The 15618-nt window shown below is 46.3% G+C and carries 16 protein-coding genes; 1 reads left to right on the top strand and 15 read right to left on the bottom strand.

Annotated features, from left to right (window positions below):
- Positions 1 to 192 precede the first annotated feature (192 nt).
- From ACUTVW_RS09335 to cymR, 15 genes are all read right to left on the bottom strand, one after another.
- The gene (locus ACUTVW_RS09335) at positions 193 to 960 is read right to left on the bottom strand and encodes a pentapeptide repeat-containing protein (protein ID WP_445645536.1); all 768 of its coding nucleotides are present in this window, start codon (positions 958 to 960) and stop codon (positions 193 to 195) included.
- 118 nt (positions 961 to 1078) lie between these two features.
- On the bottom strand, positions 1079 to 2407 hold the full coding sequence (locus ACUTVW_RS09330) for a peptidase U32 family protein (protein WP_445645535.1): 1329 nt from the start codon (positions 2405 to 2407) through the stop codon (positions 1079 to 1081).
- A 17-nt stretch (positions 2408 to 2424) separates the two neighbouring features.
- On the bottom strand, positions 2425 to 3354 hold the full coding sequence (locus tag ACUTVW_RS09325) for a peptidase U32 family protein (RefSeq protein WP_445645534.1): 930 nt from the start codon (positions 3352 to 3354) through the stop codon (positions 2425 to 2427).
- A gap of 14 nt (positions 3355 to 3368) precedes the next feature.
- Positions 3369 to 4409: an endolytic transglycosylase MltG gene (gene mltG, locus ACUTVW_RS09320; protein ID WP_445645533.1), complete on the bottom strand. Its 1041-nt coding sequence runs from the start codon at positions 4407 to 4409 to the stop codon at positions 3369 to 3371.
- 75 nt (positions 4410 to 4484) lie between these two features.
- On the bottom strand, positions 4485 to 4799 hold the full coding sequence (locus ACUTVW_RS09315; RefSeq protein WP_434749777.1) for a DUF1292 domain-containing protein: 315 nt from the start codon (positions 4797 to 4799) through the stop codon (positions 4485 to 4487).
- Positions 4800 to 5099 carry a DUF1292 domain-containing protein gene (locus ACUTVW_RS09310; RefSeq protein WP_017686820.1) on the bottom strand — a complete coding sequence of 100 codons (300 nt, stop codon included), beginning with the start codon at positions 5097 to 5099 and terminating at the stop codon, positions 4800 to 4802.
- Between the two features lie 12 nt (positions 5100 to 5111).
- Positions 5112 to 5528, bottom strand: coding sequence for a Holliday junction resolvase RuvX (ruvX, locus tag ACUTVW_RS09305; RefSeq protein ID WP_445645861.1), 417 nt, complete (start codon positions 5526 to 5528; stop codon positions 5112 to 5114).
- A gap of 124 nt (positions 5529 to 5652) precedes the next feature.
- The gene (locus tag ACUTVW_RS09300) at positions 5653 to 5913 is read right to left on the bottom strand and encodes an IreB family regulatory phosphoprotein (RefSeq protein WP_090915537.1); all 261 of its coding nucleotides are present in this window, start codon (positions 5911 to 5913) and stop codon (positions 5653 to 5655) included.
- A gap of 129 nt (positions 5914 to 6042) precedes the next feature.
- Positions 6043 to 8664 carry an alanine--tRNA ligase gene (gene alaS / locus ACUTVW_RS09295; protein WP_445645532.1) on the bottom strand — a complete coding sequence of 874 codons (2622 nt, stop codon included), beginning with the start codon at positions 8662 to 8664 and terminating at the stop codon, positions 6043 to 6045.
- Between the two features lie 484 nt (positions 8665 to 9148).
- Entirely contained in the window at positions 9149 to 10216 is a 1068-nt protein-coding gene (locus ACUTVW_RS09290; protein ID WP_445645531.1) for an AI-2E family transporter, read from the bottom strand.
- Between the two features lie 338 nt (positions 10217 to 10554).
- The gene (locus ACUTVW_RS09285) at positions 10555 to 10764 is read right to left on the bottom strand and encodes a hypothetical protein (protein ID WP_445645530.1); all 210 of its coding nucleotides are present in this window, start codon (positions 10762 to 10764) and stop codon (positions 10555 to 10557) included.
- Positions 10765 to 10774: 10 nt separating this feature from the next.
- Entirely contained in the window at positions 10775 to 11296 is a 522-nt protein-coding gene (locus ACUTVW_RS09280; protein ID WP_090915545.1) for a PRC-barrel domain-containing protein, read from the bottom strand.
- 164 nt (positions 11297 to 11460) lie between these two features.
- Entirely contained in the window at positions 11461 to 12612 is a 1152-nt protein-coding gene (locus tag ACUTVW_RS09275) for a cysteine desulfurase family protein (RefSeq protein WP_445645529.1), read from the bottom strand.
- A 289-nt stretch (positions 12613 to 12901) separates the two neighbouring features.
- A complete protein-coding gene (locus ACUTVW_RS09270; RefSeq protein WP_445645528.1) occupies positions 12902 to 13519 on the bottom strand; it encodes an acetylglutamate kinase in 618 nt (205 codons plus the stop codon).
- Positions 13520 to 13668: 149 nt separating this feature from the next.
- Positions 13669 to 14088, bottom strand: a complete 420-nt coding sequence (gene cymR / locus ACUTVW_RS09265) for a cysteine metabolism transcriptional regulator CymR (RefSeq protein ID WP_090915550.1) — start codon at positions 14086 to 14088, stop codon at positions 13669 to 13671.
- 356 nt (positions 14089 to 14444) lie between these two features.
- On the opposite strand from cymR, the gene mnmA reads away from it, so the two are divergent.
- Positions 14445 to 15569, top strand: a complete 1125-nt coding sequence (gene mnmA, locus ACUTVW_RS09260; RefSeq protein ID WP_445645527.1) for a tRNA 2-thiouridine(34) synthase MnmA — start codon at positions 14445 to 14447, stop codon at positions 15567 to 15569.
- Positions 15570 to 15618: the final 49 nt, after the last annotated feature.

Here is a 15618-nt window from a genome sequence, read left to right as displayed (position 1 = left end):
TCAGAAATATATTGCAACTTTTTTCCTATTTTCCTATAAAAAAAAGACCTCCATATGCCGATATATGGGGGTCTTTTTATTCATACACTGATTCGTGAAAAAGTAATGCTTCCACCTTGTTTCTGGTGGCTTGGAAATGCCTTTTCACTTATCCTTTAGTAGCGGAAGTTTAGTACAGGGGTAGAGGATTGCTTAAGTTTCCGCTTGTTTACATCCAAGACTACCGAAAAATCGCTTAACAAAAACATCGCCATATATTTTCTTCATATACGCCGTGTTAAAAATGTATTGATCCATATGCTCAAGCTTACGCAGGCTACGTACCAGTACTTTCCGATCTTCGTCAGATAGATCAGGATCACCGTCTACACTTTTCAAAGCACTTTTCACTCGCGCGGATAGCTGTTCAACATACAGATGGTTTTTAGATTTTGGCGGAATACATTGCGTCAGATCACAGCCCACGAAACGAACACCGTCAAGGATACAGTTTTCAAAATTAGCAATTAGCTCTTGTTTTCCATTTCCTTCGAATGTTATGTCCACCAGTTTGCCTGCAAAAGAACAATTGACGATATTCGTCACCTGCAAAATCCGGTCATTGAATCTACATTTAACAAAAGTACAGTCAATGAACGTAGCATTCTCCAATGTCATACCTCTCAAATCGCAGGAGAAAAATTCGCAATTGGTAAAAACAGCTTCGTCTTTGCCAATACCCACAGAGCGCAAGTCAGAACGAATAAATGTACAATTATCCATTGTACTACCGGCAAAAAATCTCGCATTGGTAAGATCACAGGTATCAAATACGAGATAATTCAGGTTACAGCTCCAAAATATAGGTGAACCCACATTCGAATTGGTTATGGTTGTTCCACTTATCGTTTCATGTTCATACCTGACAATATCAGAAAATAATTCATTGTCTACGGACATACCAGACTCAAGTCTTCTCATCTCGATCCCCCCATCATACATGATGAGAACGTACTATATCACCTTATAACACGATATATGTTGAACTATACATGTTTACACGGATCACTCCTACGACAGAATACCCTGGTGAGTAAACCTACTTCTTTTTTCTCATCATGTCAAAGTAGGAAACAGGCTGATCCACTTTCATTTTCACCAGTTGCAGCGGGTGTCTTGCCGCATCCAGAACATTGCCCTCTTCATCCTGAATTTCATCTACCACTTGTTTGAAAAAGGTACCGTTCGGACCGAAAAACTCAATTTCCTGTCCCGGCTTGAAGTGATTACGCTGCTGAATCGTTGCCATGCCTGTTTCTGCATCATAACCCATGACCAGACCAGCAAAATCGTAAGGTACAGCCTTCTCTTCCGGCTCATAGATATGATCTTCATGATCAGGCGTATCGTAGAAGAAACCGGTATTCAGCGGACGGTTCGCCGCTTTATTCATTTCTTCCACCCACTCCGGTTTCAGCACATAATTTTCAGGATCAGCCATGTAAGCGTCAATAGCCTGACGATATACGTTCACAACAGTCGCAACATAGTGAATGGATTTCATCCGTCCTTCGATTTTGAAGCTGTCCACACCCACATCAATCAATTCCGGGATGTGACCGATCATGCACAGGTCTTTCGAGCCCATGGAAAAGGAATTATCCTGTTCCTGGAACAATGGCAGCTGATTATCCCCCAGTTTAAACGGTGCAGGAGCTTTCATCTGCATGTCCTCTTCACTTACCCAGACGGTATCCTCTCTCGCATCCTCGAACAGATCATACTTCCAGCGGCAAGACTGACAGCAGCCTCCCCGGTTAGAATCCCGGTCCGTAAAGTGATTGGACAATACACAACGCCCCGAATAGGATGAACACATCGCTCCATGTATGAAAGCTTCAATCTCGATATCCACATTCGCCTTGATCTCTTCAATCTCTTCAAAGCTTGTCTCACGGCCAAGTACAACCCGCGGTAGCCCTTCATCCTTCCAAAACTTCACGGCTTGCCAGTTCAATGTAGACTGTTGTGTGCTAAGATGCACTTCCAGGCCCGGTACTGCTCGCAAAGCCACTTCAATAATGGCCGGATCAGCAACAATGACCGCCGAGATGCCTGCATTGTACAGGTTCTGCAAATAAGCTTCAATCCCAGCCACATCTTCGTTATGGGCATAGATATTCGTTGCTACGAATACTTTGGCTCCATACTTTTTCGCAAATTCCACACCTTCACGCATTTCTTCAAAACTAAAGTTATCTGCGTTGGAACGAAGTCCATAAGCCTGTCCACCGATATACACGGCATCAGCCCCATAGTGGATCGCAAATTTTAATTTTTCCAGATTTCCCGCCGGAGCCAAGAGCTCCGGTTTATCCAGACGGTTACGTTTACCGGAAAACTTCCGCTTGACCGCCACTGTTTCCATCTTGTTCACCTCGTCTATTAATACACTTGTTCTTTGTAGAAAAACCCAAATGACAATTCACGCTCAGGGTCCTGCAGCTCACGAACCTCACGCAACCATTCTTCGTCGTATGCATAAGCCTCTGCGTCCAACTCATACAGATCTATCGCCTTGCGATAAGCACGAACAACAGCTTCATTGTAAGCAAGAGACTTGAGGATTCCCTCCACTTTAAAGCTGTGTACACCAGCCTCCATCATCAGATGAAGGTCTTCCAGAATGCAAATGTCTTCTGAACTCATAATATGCGTTCCGTTCATGTCCTCATAAATCGGGAATTTCTCATCCCGTCGCTCGGCTTCAATCAGGAACAATCCGCGTTCCTTGCCGAGTTCTCCTTCCACCGGGCGCCCTTGGTGAGCCATATAACTCTGCACCAGACTGCGCTTGGAGTGGTAAATATTCGTCATTCCATGAACCTGCACCTGTGCTTCCACTTTTAAAAATGGAACCATCTCCGTGATCTCGTCCATGTTCAGCTCACGGGCGAGTACGACCCGGCTAGCCCCTTTGGTTCCCCAATAGTTGGCCGTTGCATAGTTCGTGGACGTCATCTCTGCATTCCAGTGCAAACGGATGTGTGGCGCATGCTCCTTAATCGCAGCAAGAATGGACGGATCATTGAACTCGGCTGCGTGCACACCGATCCGGCCCAGTGCCTGCACATATTCAGGCAGTTCTTTCAGTAATTCATTGGACATCAGGTTGTTCATGGAAACAATAACACGTGCCTCGTGTTTCGCAGCCAGACCTACCACTTCCGCAGTTTCTTCTATGCTAAGACTGCCCGGTAGGCGCATGCCAAAACGGTCATTCCCGATCAACAGAGCATCCGCTCCGGCCTGAAGCAAAACTTCTGCTTCTTTTACATTGGCTGCTGTCACAAGCAGTTCATGTTTTTTACTCATCTAATCCCCTCCGCTTATTGCGCAGCCTTACTTTTGGCTATATTTTGCTGATGTTCCTTGTATGTCTTCGCAAACAGATGCCCTGAAGTGCCATCCTTTTTCGTTACGTAAAACAGATATTCCGAAGCTTCCGGATGAAGCGCTGCCTCGATGGACGCAAGACTTGGACTGGCAATAGGTCCCGGTGGCAATCCTTTGTTCAAGTACGTATTATATGGACTTTGCACCTTGAGGTCTTTGAACAGCAGCCTTGCCTTCGGTTTATCAAGCAAATATTGCACTGTGGCATCAATCTCCAGCTTCATATCCTGTTTGATCCGATTGTAGATTACACCCGCTACCAGTGCACGTTCCTGATCTACGACAACTTCTCGTTCCACCAGCGATGCAATCGTCAGCAATTCATGTAACGAAAGTTTTTTCTCATCCAGCTTTGCTTGCAAATCCGAGATGGAGTTCACTTTGGTCTGAAACTCTTCCAACATTCGCTGCATCACATCATGGGTGGTACTGCCTTTTTTCATTTCGTAGGTTTCCGGGAAAAGATAACCCTCTAGCACATATCGCAATTCTTCATCCACCGGAATATCTTTGATGATATCCACTTCAAAGGCTGATGGGTCATTCGCCAGCTTGAGGAATTCCTTTTTATCGACAATGCCCTCTGCCGACAGCTTGTCCGCCATCTGCAAAACGGTATACCCTTCCGGGATCGTAAACTTCACCATTTCTTCGGGCACGACATTGCCGCTGCTCAGTTTATGAACAATCTCATCGTACGTTACACCTGGATTCATGGCGTATGTTCCAGCCATAAAATTACTACCAAGCTTGTTCCACTTTAAATACCCTTTGAAAACGAGACTGCTTCGAATAAGCCCCTCTTGCTGTAGTTGATCTGCTATTTTGGAGATTCCCGATCCGCTCTTGATCTCAAACACAACTGGCTCGGAAGCAGCTTGCACCGGACGCATCATACTCCATACATACCCGCCAGCTCCTCCGGCCAGAATGAGCAGAACCAGCAGAAAGATACCTATGACTTTGCCTTTCAACAGAGATACAACTCCTTTACACAACCAAAAAGAGCGGACTTCTCCGCCCTTCCGGTTTTTTCAATTTGAAGCTGATTAATCCTCGTCAATCGGGAGTGTGCACTCGTCATAAAGCTCCGAGATGCTCTCCCACTCATCGTCATCATCAATCGTAACTAATTCCGGCATGATCTGGTCCTCGCTGCCAGGTACAACCCGCAGAAGTTCAACCTCGTCATACGGACGCAATGAACTGCGGAGCACCGCGTATTGCTGCCCATGTACCTCAAATTCAGCGAGCAGATCATACGGATGTGATTTACCGTTCTCTTCCTCGAGCTCCACATGAGCACCGAATGCCAGACGCAGCGAATCTGTCCATTTCAGGTCTTTGCGATTATATTCCGTCATTTAGTTCGCTTCCTCTTCATCTTCAGCAAGAAATGTATTAAACGTCTCCTCGACGATATCCCATTCAGCATCATCTTGGATCACGAAAAGTTTGATATCATCGCCTTCTTCTTCATAACGGAATGCATATACATCCGTCTCGCCATCCTCAGGTTCAACCGGAGCAACCATCATATACTTGGCCTCCGAACCGTCCACTTCGAATTTCATGATAACTTCGAATTCCTCTTCGTTACCCTCGTCATCTGCAATGTAAATGATCTCAGCTTCTTCTTCCATACCCAGTTGATCTTCAGCCATTGTTGATCCCCCTCACCTTTTACTATTGGCATCCAAATAATTTTGCAAAATCAGGCTTGCAGCCATTTTGTCCACAACCTGCTTGCGTTTTTTGCGGCTGACATCCGCTTCAAGCAACGTACGTTCTGCTGCCATCGTGGTCAGCCGTTCATCCCAAAGGTGAACAGGTAAATTCAGTTCGCCACGCAGACGTTCGGCAAAAGCAATACATATTTCACCGCGCGGTCCTACGGTGCCGTTCATGTTTTTGGGAAGTCCGACCACGATTTCGCTGATCTCGTGCTCACGCACCAACTCAGCAATCCGTGTGAACTCACCTTCATCCCGGCGGCGTTCTAGTACTTCTAATCCCTGGGCAGTCCAACCGAAGGCGTCACTCACGGCAACCCCGATTCTGCGGTCCCCATAGTCCAAACCTAATTTTTTCATCATGCTCTCCCATCCTGAGCCTGTTCAGAATAATATACAATTATCTGTTCAGACCTCAGTCTGTCTTCTGTCGGTTCATTGTCCGTTTGCCTGCACGGCTGCAGACAAACGGAAGCGGCGTACATTACCGGTGATTGGCCAGGTAGGAGCGTACAAGCTCTTCAATCAGCTCATCGCGCTCCTTTTTCCGGACCAGACTGCGTGCGTTGTTGTGACGCGGAATATACGCGGGATCGCCAGATATTAGATATCCAACGATCTGGTTAATGGGATTATACTCTTTATCGACCAGCGCGTCATATACCGTGAGAAGAATCTCTTGTGAAGATGCTTCCTGTTCGTCACCTTTCACATTAAATTTAACCGTCTTATCCATGGAGTCCATTGATGACACCTCGCTCCTGCATGAACATGGGGACCATGTCCTGCCGAATTGATTTCTGTTTATATAATAACATATTCTGACTGCCACAAGTACACAAAGGATAAGGCAATTGTGTTTTTTGCTTGTCCTTTACTGGCTGACGATGGAAACCGCCAGTTTCAGCGCTTCATCCAGCTTGCTTGCGTCCTTGCCTCCGGCCTGCGCCATATCCGGACGTCCGCCACCTCCGCCGCCACATATCGCAGCAACTTCCTTAACGATTTTACCAGCATGCAGACCTTGTTTCACCTGTTCAGCAGGTACTGCGACAACAAAATTGACCTTGCCGTCTGCTGGCGCACCCAGTACGAGAACAGCATCAGGCAGTTTTACTTTCAACTCATCAGCAACGGTACGCAGTGCATCCATATTTGGTGCATCTACACGAGCTGCAAGCAATTGGGTATTGCCTGCTTGTACAACCTGATCGGTCAACTGACCTGCTTCCATCGCGCTGAGTTTGCTTTGCAGAGATTCAGTCTCTCTCGCCGCTTCTTTCAGCTGCTGATTCAGGCCTTCAATCCGTTTCGGTACATCTGTCACATTGGCTTTGAGCAGAGTCGCGGACTGTTTGAGCAGATCCAGCTGGCTCTCCACATACAGATATGCACCGCGACCTGTCACCGCTTCAATACGGCGTACCCCCGATCCGATTCCGCTTTCGCTGACAAGTTTAAAAATTCCAATCTCTGAAGTATTACTTACGTGACAGCCGCCACAAAGTTCCAAACTGTAATCTCCAATTTGCACGACGCGCACAATATCTCCATATTTCTCGCCAAAAAGGGCCATTGCGCCCATTTCCTTCGCTTCATCGATGCCTTTCAGCTCGATGTTCACATTCAGGCGATTCCAGATCTGTTCGTTCACCTGACGTTCAATCTCCGTCAGCTCTTCCGGCGTAATACTGCCGAAGTGAGAGAAGTCAAAGCGCAGACGTTGTGGTTCGACCAAAGAACCTGCCTGGTTAACATGCGTGCCAAGCACATCTTTCAATGCTTTGTGCAGCAAGTGTGTTGCCGTATGGTTTTTGATGATGTCACCGCGTTTGGTTGAATCCACTTCTGCTTGAATGACATCGCCCACACGCAGCTCACCCGACTCGATTGTCAACAAATGTACATGTTGTCCTTGCGGAGCTTTAAACAAACCTTGAACTTTTGCAACAGCACCCGCACTGCGAAGCAAGCCCTGGTCACTTACCTGACCGCCGCTTTCTGCATAAAATGGTGTCTGATCCAGAATAACCTGAGCGGTCTGTCCTTCTCCTACGGAGTCTGCAAGGGCATCTCCCGTAACAATCGCTACAATTTTTGCTTCCGTCAACAGCTCAGTATATCCAACAAACTCGCTTTTAACCTCCAGATCAGCGAGCGGTCCGCCTTGAATCTTCATGCTTTCGTTCTCTTGACGTCCTGCACGGGCACGATCACGCTGCTCCTGCATGGATGCATCAAAGCCTTCACGGTCTACCGTCAGGCCATGCTCAGCCGCATAATCCTCTGTCAGGTCAAACGGGAATCCGTACGTATCGTACAATTTGAATGCCTCTGGCCCGCTAATTACTGTACGTCCTTCAGATTTGGCTGTAGCACTGATATCTGCCAGAATCGCAAGTCCGTCTGACAACGTTTCGTGGAAACGTTCTTCCTCGGTTTTGATCACTTTGGCAATAAACTCCTGCTTGTCTACAACTTCCGGATAGTACATCCCCATCACTTCACCGACGGTTGTTGTCAGTTCATACAAGAATGGACGATCCAGACCCAGTACTTTACCGTAACGAACGGCACGGCGCAGCAAGCGGCGAATGACATATCCGCGGCCTTCATTGCTTGGCAGTACGCCATCACCTACAGCAAATGCCACGGTACGAATATGATCGGCAATGACTTTGAGCGCAACATCGATCTCAACGCTGTCATTATATTTTACACCAGCAAGCGCAGCCGTTTTCTGAATCATCGGTTGGAACAGGTCGGTGTCAAAGTTAGAATCTACATTTTGCAGAATGGATGCAAAACGCTCCAGACCCGCACCTGTATCAATATTTTTGTTCGGTAGCGGTGTATAGCTGCCGTCTTTATTATGGTTAAATTGTGAGAATACGAGGTTCCACACTTCCAGGTAACGTTCGTTCTCTCCGCCTGGATACATCTCCGGATCTTTCATGTCGCTGCCGTAAGCTTCGCCACGGTCATAGAAAATTTCGGTACAAGGTCCACACGGGCCTTCGCCGATATCCCAGAAGTTTTCGTCCAGCTTGATGATCCGTTCAGCCGGCAGTCCGATTTTTTCATTCCACAGTTTGAACGCTTCTTCATCTTCAGGGTATACGGTAACAGACAGGCGTTCCGGATCGAATCCGATCCACTCTTTGCTCGTTAAGAACTCCCAAGCCCAAGTCACCGTTTCTTCCTTGAAATAATCCCCGATAGAGAAATTACCGAGCATTTCAAAAAACGTATGGTGACGACGTGTTTTGCCGACATTTTCGATATCGTTGGTACGGATACACTTCTGCGAGTTCGCAAGACGCGGGTTCTCCGGCTTCTCACGTCCGTCAAAGTAAGGTTTCAGCGGTGCCATACCCGCATTAATCCACAACAGGGAAGGATCATTATGCGGCACTAGCGATGCGCTTGGTTCAATTTTGTGACCTTTACTTGCAAAAAACTGGATCCATTTAGAACGAATTTCACTGGCTTTCATACTGGTTGCCCCCATCAAATTATAAGTTCCGCAGCGAGATCGCCCCGGTTGGTTAACAGATTGTTTTGATAACATTTTTGAGTAACACATGTGTAAAAATAAACACAAAAAACGCCCCTGAATGATCAGGGACGATGTTATCGCGGTACCACCCTGGTTATTGTTCATCTACCATCATCAAAAGGATAAACGAACAATCGCCTCGTTCATGCGAGTAACGGTCGCGCCCGGCAGGGTTGTCCTGCACTCCGAAATCAGCTTTCTGCCGCTTCAACTTTCAAGACTCTCCCAGCCAGCGAACTCAGAGCAATTCCTGAATTCGAAGAAGTCTATTCTCTGAGGAAAGGAATCCTCGGCATACTTCATTTCATCATCGATTTGATCTTGTAAACATACACCCTCATTATATCGATAGAGCCAACCAGTGTCAACGCGCCTTCCATGACGAATGACTGCAGACTCCTTCCTCACTTCGCTTACTAGTTCACTCCGTTCTCCGCTTGATGTAGTAGGCGAAAAAGTGTTGCACAATGACCTTCAAAACAGCAAAGACAGGCACAGCCAAAATGAGACCTACAATACCCGCCAGTTCACCACCGACCAGCAGTGCAAAGATAATCGAGAGTGGATGCAAATGCAACGTTCGTCCTACCACCTGAGGGGAAACCACATTACTCTCCAGCACCTGGCACAGTGTATTCACAGCGATGACTAGCAGCACCATTTTAAAAGAAACGGTTGAAGCCATCACCACCGCAGGTGCTGCCCCCAGAAAAGGACCCAAATAGGGTACAATGTTGAATACAGCCACAATACTTGCCAGAAGCAGGGCATAAGGCATATCAATGACGATATATCCGATATAGGCAAAGATTCCTATTATCACACAGACGATAAATTGTCCACGGATATAATTGCCGAGTGCGGTATCGATCTCCTTCATCACGGAAACAATCGCTTTACGGCGAGAACGGGGCAGATAAGCCACAATTGTTCGTTCAAACACATCAAAGTCCTTTAACATATAAAAAATGAGAAACGGTACAATGAATACGTTAAATAGTACATTAATCGTTGCTCCGATATTGTCCATCAGCACGGTGATCCCCTGTGTCAGCCGATCCTCCATCTGGAAAAACCAGCTGTTCATGCCTGTGCGTATGCTTGGCGGCATTAATTTGTGATCCATGTTGTTCATCAGGTTTTGCGCCCGCATAGACAATTCCGGCATATGTTCATTTAACTCTTCAAGCTGTTCAATCAGAACCGGGATGACATTCATTAAAATGACTCCGATACACGTCAGAAAAAAAGCATAGATTAACAGTACGGCAATGGAACGCGGAACTTTGCGTCCGCCCAGCATGCTGACAATCGGATTAAGCACATACGATATGATCAGTGCAACGATGAATGGAGCCAGTATCGTTTTCAAAAAACTATAGATATGTAAAAGCAATGGCCGCAGCAGCCAAATAAAATACAGAATGATCAATCCGAGCAAGAGCCAGATCGCGTAACGAAATATTTTGTTTTTGGTTAGTTGTTCCATTTCCCTCTCCCCTTTGGACTGACTCTCAAGTTCAGTATATGGACTGGCTCTAAAAGTCAGTATATGTAGGAGAGGAAATTTTTATTAACTTAGTACAGAAGTGGCAGCGAAAAGAGGCAGTAACATATAAAACATTCTTTTCAATCAAACAGAAGACAAAAAAACGCCCCCTCTTCAATAGAGGGAAGCGCATTTTATGGATCAGTCTCTCATATAATCAACCATGTCCTTCCCAACCACTATGTAACTACATCTATATCCATCCGCCGCCAGATTGCGACAGCATTTAATGACATGAGTTGTCATGAAACCGCATATAGAGGAAGTTAAACCGCGTCTTAAGAGGAAGCGTGAATGTGAGGGAGGTCTTGCGGCAACTCTTCTCCGAAGAACAAATCATCCAGAGAGCTTAACGTGCCGTCCTCTTCCACCTGATACACAGACATTTTCTCTCCATTTACCGTTAACTCAATAAAGCATCCCCAGCAGTAAAACTGATGGGAACCGATTTTTCCGATATCTTTGGAACTACAATTTGGACATTTCATATTCTTTCACCTATCCATTAACAGAATGAATGGCATTTTCCAAGCGCTGTTCACTCAGAGGCGGTACCATAATGGCACTTTCTCCGATAGACATATCACTTGTACATGGCAGCCATTTACGGCCCTCGATCAGATCGGACACAAAACCGTCCGTAATTTCAATCCCTATTATTGTATTTCCCAACTCCTGGTCAAAATAAACATCGGAGACACGTCCGAGCAGCAAACCTTCTTCGGTGAGCACGGACATCTCCTTCAATTTAGAACGACCAAGGAGGTACGTGTATTTTATGTCGTCGGCCCCCGTCTTGCGGACAGCCTGTTGATTACGGATCATGACGGCGTCTTCGCCATAGGCAACGATATCTTCCCATTGCACCATCTTGACATGATTGGTAAACAGGCCTTTATTCTCAAGTTCAATGCCTTCAATCTCCCAATCATCATTCACAATGAAATCCTGGATCTTACCGACCTGCTTCCCGTCCTCTACATCAAAAACGGCAAGTCCGATCATTTCCTGAAGCTTCATCGCTGGGTCCCCCTCATCTTCTTCACATTGTATAGGCGCGGCGCTATTGCTAGGTATGCCCAAAGTTGATGAGTGGCAATCAAACGCCGATCATCAAACCGCTGCTATTCAACCGATGAAAATGGAACTTCTTCCCTCCTTCTGTTCCATGTGTAAAGAGCCCCTTAAGGTCTATTACGCAGCCGTTCAAGAATGGTTCCAATTTTTTCGGCGGTTGTGATGATTTCTTCTGTAGTATTACCCAAACCCCAGCTAAATCGAATCGCAGACTGTAAAAATGCCTCCGGCAAATTCATCGCTTTGAGTACATGGGATACTTCCAGCGAACCTGATGTACAAGCTGAACCACTGGCTACAGCAATGCCCTCCATATCCAGGTTCATCAGCATCGTTTCGGTAGACACCTCGGGAAAGCTGATATTGAGGATATTGGGAAGGGTGTGCTGCGTATGCCCGTTGACATGAAAATGTTCAGCACCCACATGGACAGCAAGCTGATCCAGCAGTAGTTTCCGCAGTTCCAAGGCATGCTGCAGATGCTCATTTCCCTCTTCAGAGATCCGTTTTAACGCTTCTGCAAACCCGGCAATACCGGCGATGTTTTCCGTGCCCGCACGCCTTTGTCGCTCCTGCAATCCACCATGTGATCTGGCTTCCAATGTAACGCCTCTTCTGACATACAGGGCACCAACACCTTGCGGACCGTTAATTTTGTGTGCCGAGAAGCTAATGAGATCCACAGGCAAGTCTCTACAGGAGATCGGCTGACTTCCCAGCGCCTGAACCGCATCCGTGTGGAATAAAATATCATGCTGACGTGCCAGTTCTCCGACCTCACGAATCGGCTGAATGGTACCTACTTCGTTGTTGGCATACATCATCGTAATCAGCACGGTGTCCGGCCGAATGGCCTCACAAAGTTCTTCCAGCTTGATGCGTCCAGTCTCATCCACGGACAGATAGGTCACTTCGTATCCCTGCCGCTCCAATTCCTGACATGAATGCAATACAGCATGATGTTCAATTGCCGTAGTGATTACATGTTTGCCTTTTTCCGCTCGTGCAGCAACTGCACCAAAAATCGCCAGATTGTCACTCTCTGTGCCACCACCCGTAAAAACAAGCTCGTCCGGGTTACATCCCAAAGACGCCGCGATAACATCTCTAGCTCCGCTGACCGTTCGTTTGGCTTCACGTCCAAAGGCATGGATACTGGATGGATTACCATATTGAGCAGTCATAATGTTCATCATCGCTTCAGCAACGCGTGGATGCATGGGTGTCGAAGCGGCGTGATCTAAATATATATGATTCACTGTTGTCACCCCGTTGGTTGTTGGATTTTATTTTTATGTTTTTAATAATGGTAAAGGCAAGCTTTAATCTATGTTGGCATGGCTAAAGCCCCCATTATGGGGGCTTCAATGTTGTCCTCTGGATGATCAACTTCATTTCTTAATATCTTCGTAGAAATAAATCATCTTTTTCAAAACATTCGTTGTTTATCCGTTATAGCTGTACAGGCTATTTTACCACTTATTTTAAATGAATGTAACCCATTTTAATACATTCATATTCTCAGCTCCCTTTAAAGCCTGTATGTTTCTATGTGTCTAATTCATATTGAAACACGGAAGGGAATTGTTGGATGATTCCGTTTGTCATCATATCAGCCATCTCCAGAGCCTGTTGTTCAATGGAATCACTTAATTCAACATTCCTCACGTAATCTTTTGCAATACGACTTGCAACCTCTTCAGTAAGAAGCCGTAAATGCTCATACATCATCCTTTGCCATTCCAGTTTAGACCAATATGGATTGATTTGCGCCAGAAAATCAGCAATCGCATCTGCGTTGGCATACCACCGTTTCTGGGCATCTTCTGCTGCTGTAGTATTGCCCGATTTTAAGTTAGTAACAAGTTCTGCGGCAATCGTTAAATGCTCTTTGAGCAGTTTTTCAAATTGACTGGCAATAGCAGTCCCGTACATCGGTGCAAGTACCCGTGCAAAATCACTTGCATTTCGTAGAAGTCTTGCGGTTGTAGGTTGGACGTCCCCAAGTCCGTCGACGATACTATTCACGGTTAATCTCGTCCAGAATACATGCTGCTCCCATAGTGATCTGAGTTTTCTGTTTAAATCAACGCTGGCTGGTGTGCATTTCAATGAATTCGTTTTTCGAAAGACAGGATAATAATACGTCGGAACATAATTAAACATTATCCGTCATCTCCTTTTTTACAACAATATATAGGAAACAGCCTAGATTTGTGCATTCCACGACGATATTGATCCATTCGTTAATCGGAATAAAAAAACAACCTCACTGCCATGAACAGTGAAGTTGTTTGTTTACCGTTTGAATAAAACTAAATGTAAAACATGTAAGAATCTTTCTTTTCCTGATCCTCAAAAGTAATTAAATCTTTCAACGTAGTTGAATCCAGCACTTCTGCAATGCCGTCACGGATGCGCAGCCACAGGTCACGCTTGGCAGGGTCGTCTTCCTCGGTAAAGTCCACTGGTGAGATGGGCCCCTCCAGCACACGAATGACATCCCCCGCTGTTACGGTTGCAGGATCACCTGCCAGAATGTAACCGCCATATGCGCCGCGGATGCTCTTAACCAATCCGGCATTACGCAGTGGCGCAATCAATTGCTCCAAATAATGTTCCGAGAGCTGATTGCGCTCGGCAATACTTTTTAATGATGTCGGGCCTTCGCCAGTTCTGGCGGCCAGCTCCATCATGATGGTGAGGCCGTAACGGCCTTTTGTTGATATCTTCAAAGGAGTCACCTCTTTCAATTTTCGAAAAAAACAAACTGGAACGTTAGATGTTGATTGTTCTCAAGCACTGTTCTTTATGTTGATTCTCTACGTGGTTCATGACCGTTCATTCCGTGATTCCGCCAGGCGAATCTCAGGGAAAGCAAGTCTCAACCTTCTAATCCTGCGTATTCCGATCATAACCCTCAAGTAATGTTAACATATCTGCATGTGTTATGGAAAAGAAAGATTGACGATATTGCAAAATGTGCGCGTGGAGTGGACACTATCCAAAGTTGGCCGGGTGTATCGTAAGTTCGCTCGGGTTATGCTAGAATAGTAACGAAACACATTTATATATAGAAATGGTGATAACGATGTCCAAAGCAAATGAAAACACACGGGTCGTCGTTGGCATGTCCGGAGGTGTGGATTCATCCGTTACCGCATTGCTGCTGAAAGAGCAAGGTTACGATGTCATCGGCATTTTCATGAAAAACTGGGATGATACAGACGAGTTCGGCCACTGCACCGCTGAAGAAGATTCAGAGGACGTGCGCCGGGTGTGCGAACAGATCGGCATTCCGTATTACACTGTCAACTTCGAGAAAGAATACTTTGATAAAGTATTTACCTATTTCCTTGATGAATATAAGTCGGGTCGTACGCCGAATCCGGATGTCATGTGTAATCGTGAGATCAAATTCGGTGAGTTCCTGAACAAAGCGCTGGATCTCGGTGCAGATTATGTAGCTACAGGTCACTATGCTCGTCTCGTTGAAGAGGATGGCATTTTCAAGCTGCTCCGTGGTGTAGACAACAACAAAGATCAGACTTACTTCCTGAACGCTCTTAATCAAAAACAACTCTCCAAAGCCATGTTTCCGATCGGTCACCTGCCTAAGCCGGAAGTACGCAAAATTGCTGAAGCTGCCGGTCTCTACACCGCCAAGAAAAAAGATAGCACAGGTGTGTGCTTTATCGGTGAACGCAACTTCAAGGAGTTCCTGAGCAACTATCTGCCAGCCAAAGGCGGAGACATGGTTGATATTGCGACAGGTGAAGTGAAAGGCCATCACGACGGTCTGATGTACTACACTCTTGGTCAACGTCAAGGACTTGGCATTGGCGGTTCCGGCAACGGTGAGCCTTGGTTTGTCGCTGATAAAAACCTGGAGAAAAACCAATTGCTCGTGGTGCAGGGCGACGCTCATGCCAGCTTGTACTCCACAGGTCTGACCGCAACAGGCGTAAACTGGATTGCAGGCGCAGAACATACCCCGAATGCGCCTTTCCGCTGCACAGCCAAATTCCGTTATCGTCAACCGGATCAAGGCGTTACGCTAACCTGGAAGGAAGACGGCAGCGTGGATGTGCAGTTTGATCAACAACAAAAAGCGATCACGCCAGGACAAGCTGTTGTTTTCTACGACGGAGAAGTCTGCCTCGGCGGTGGTACGATTGATCAGGTACAGAAAGTTCCTGTACCGGCAATGCAATAACAGGCTAGCCCCTACTCGGAGTGGTGAAGCCAATTCCATGTATTCCTAC

Source organism: Paenibacillus sp. TSA_86.1, from assembly GCF_052691815.1.
The sequence above is the reverse complement of the archived record's forward strand: the minus strand, read 5'-3'. Positions and strand labels throughout refer to the sequence as shown.

Bases quoted from the DNA above. Each gene is read 5' to 3' on its own strand.
- ACUTVW_RS09280 (WP_090915545.1), bottom strand. From the start codon at position 11,296: ATGAAGCTTCAGGAAATGATCGGACTTGCCGTTTTTGATGTAGAGGAC.
- ACUTVW_RS09335 (WP_445645536.1), bottom strand. From the start codon at position 960: ATGAGAAGACTTGAGTCTGGTATGTCCGTAGACAATGAATTATTTTCT.
- mnmA (WP_445645527.1), top strand. From the start codon at position 14,445: ATGTCCAAAGCAAATGAAAACACACGGGTCGTCGTTGGCATGTCCGGA.
- ruvX (WP_445645861.1), bottom strand. From the start codon at position 5,528: ATGAAAAAATTAGGTTTGGACTATGGGGACCGCAGAATCGGGGTTGCC.
- ACUTVW_RS09290 (WP_445645531.1), bottom strand. From the start codon at position 10,216: ATGGAACAACTAACCAAAAACAAAATATTTCGTTACGCGATCTGGCTC.
- ACUTVW_RS09270 (WP_445645528.1), bottom strand. From the start codon at position 13,519: ATGTTTAATTATGTTCCGACGTATTATTATCCTGTCTTTCGAAAAACG.
- alaS (WP_445645532.1), bottom strand. From the start codon at position 8,664: ATGAAAGCCAGTGAAATTCGTTCTAAATGGATCCAGTTTTTTGCAAGT.
- ACUTVW_RS09325 (WP_445645534.1), bottom strand. From the start codon at position 3,354: ATGAGTAAAAAACATGAACTGCTTGTGACAGCAGCCAATGTAAAAGAA.
- ACUTVW_RS09310 (WP_017686820.1), bottom strand. From the start codon at position 5,099: ATGGCTGAAGATCAACTGGGTATGGAAGAAGAAGCTGAGATCATTTAC.
- ACUTVW_RS09315 (WP_434749777.1), bottom strand. From the start codon at position 4,799: ATGACGGAATATAATCGCAAAGACCTGAAATGGACAGATTCGCTGCGT.
- ACUTVW_RS09330 (WP_445645535.1), bottom strand. From the start codon at position 2,407: ATGGAAACAGTGGCGGTCAAGCGGAAGTTTTCCGGTAAACGTAACCGT.
- ACUTVW_RS09285 (WP_445645530.1), bottom strand. From the start codon at position 10,764: ATGAAATGTCCAAATTGTAGTTCCAAAGATATCGGAAAAATCGGTTCC.
- ACUTVW_RS09300 (WP_090915537.1), bottom strand. From the start codon at position 5,913: ATGGACTCCATGGATAAGACGGTTAAATTTAATGTGAAAGGTGACGAA.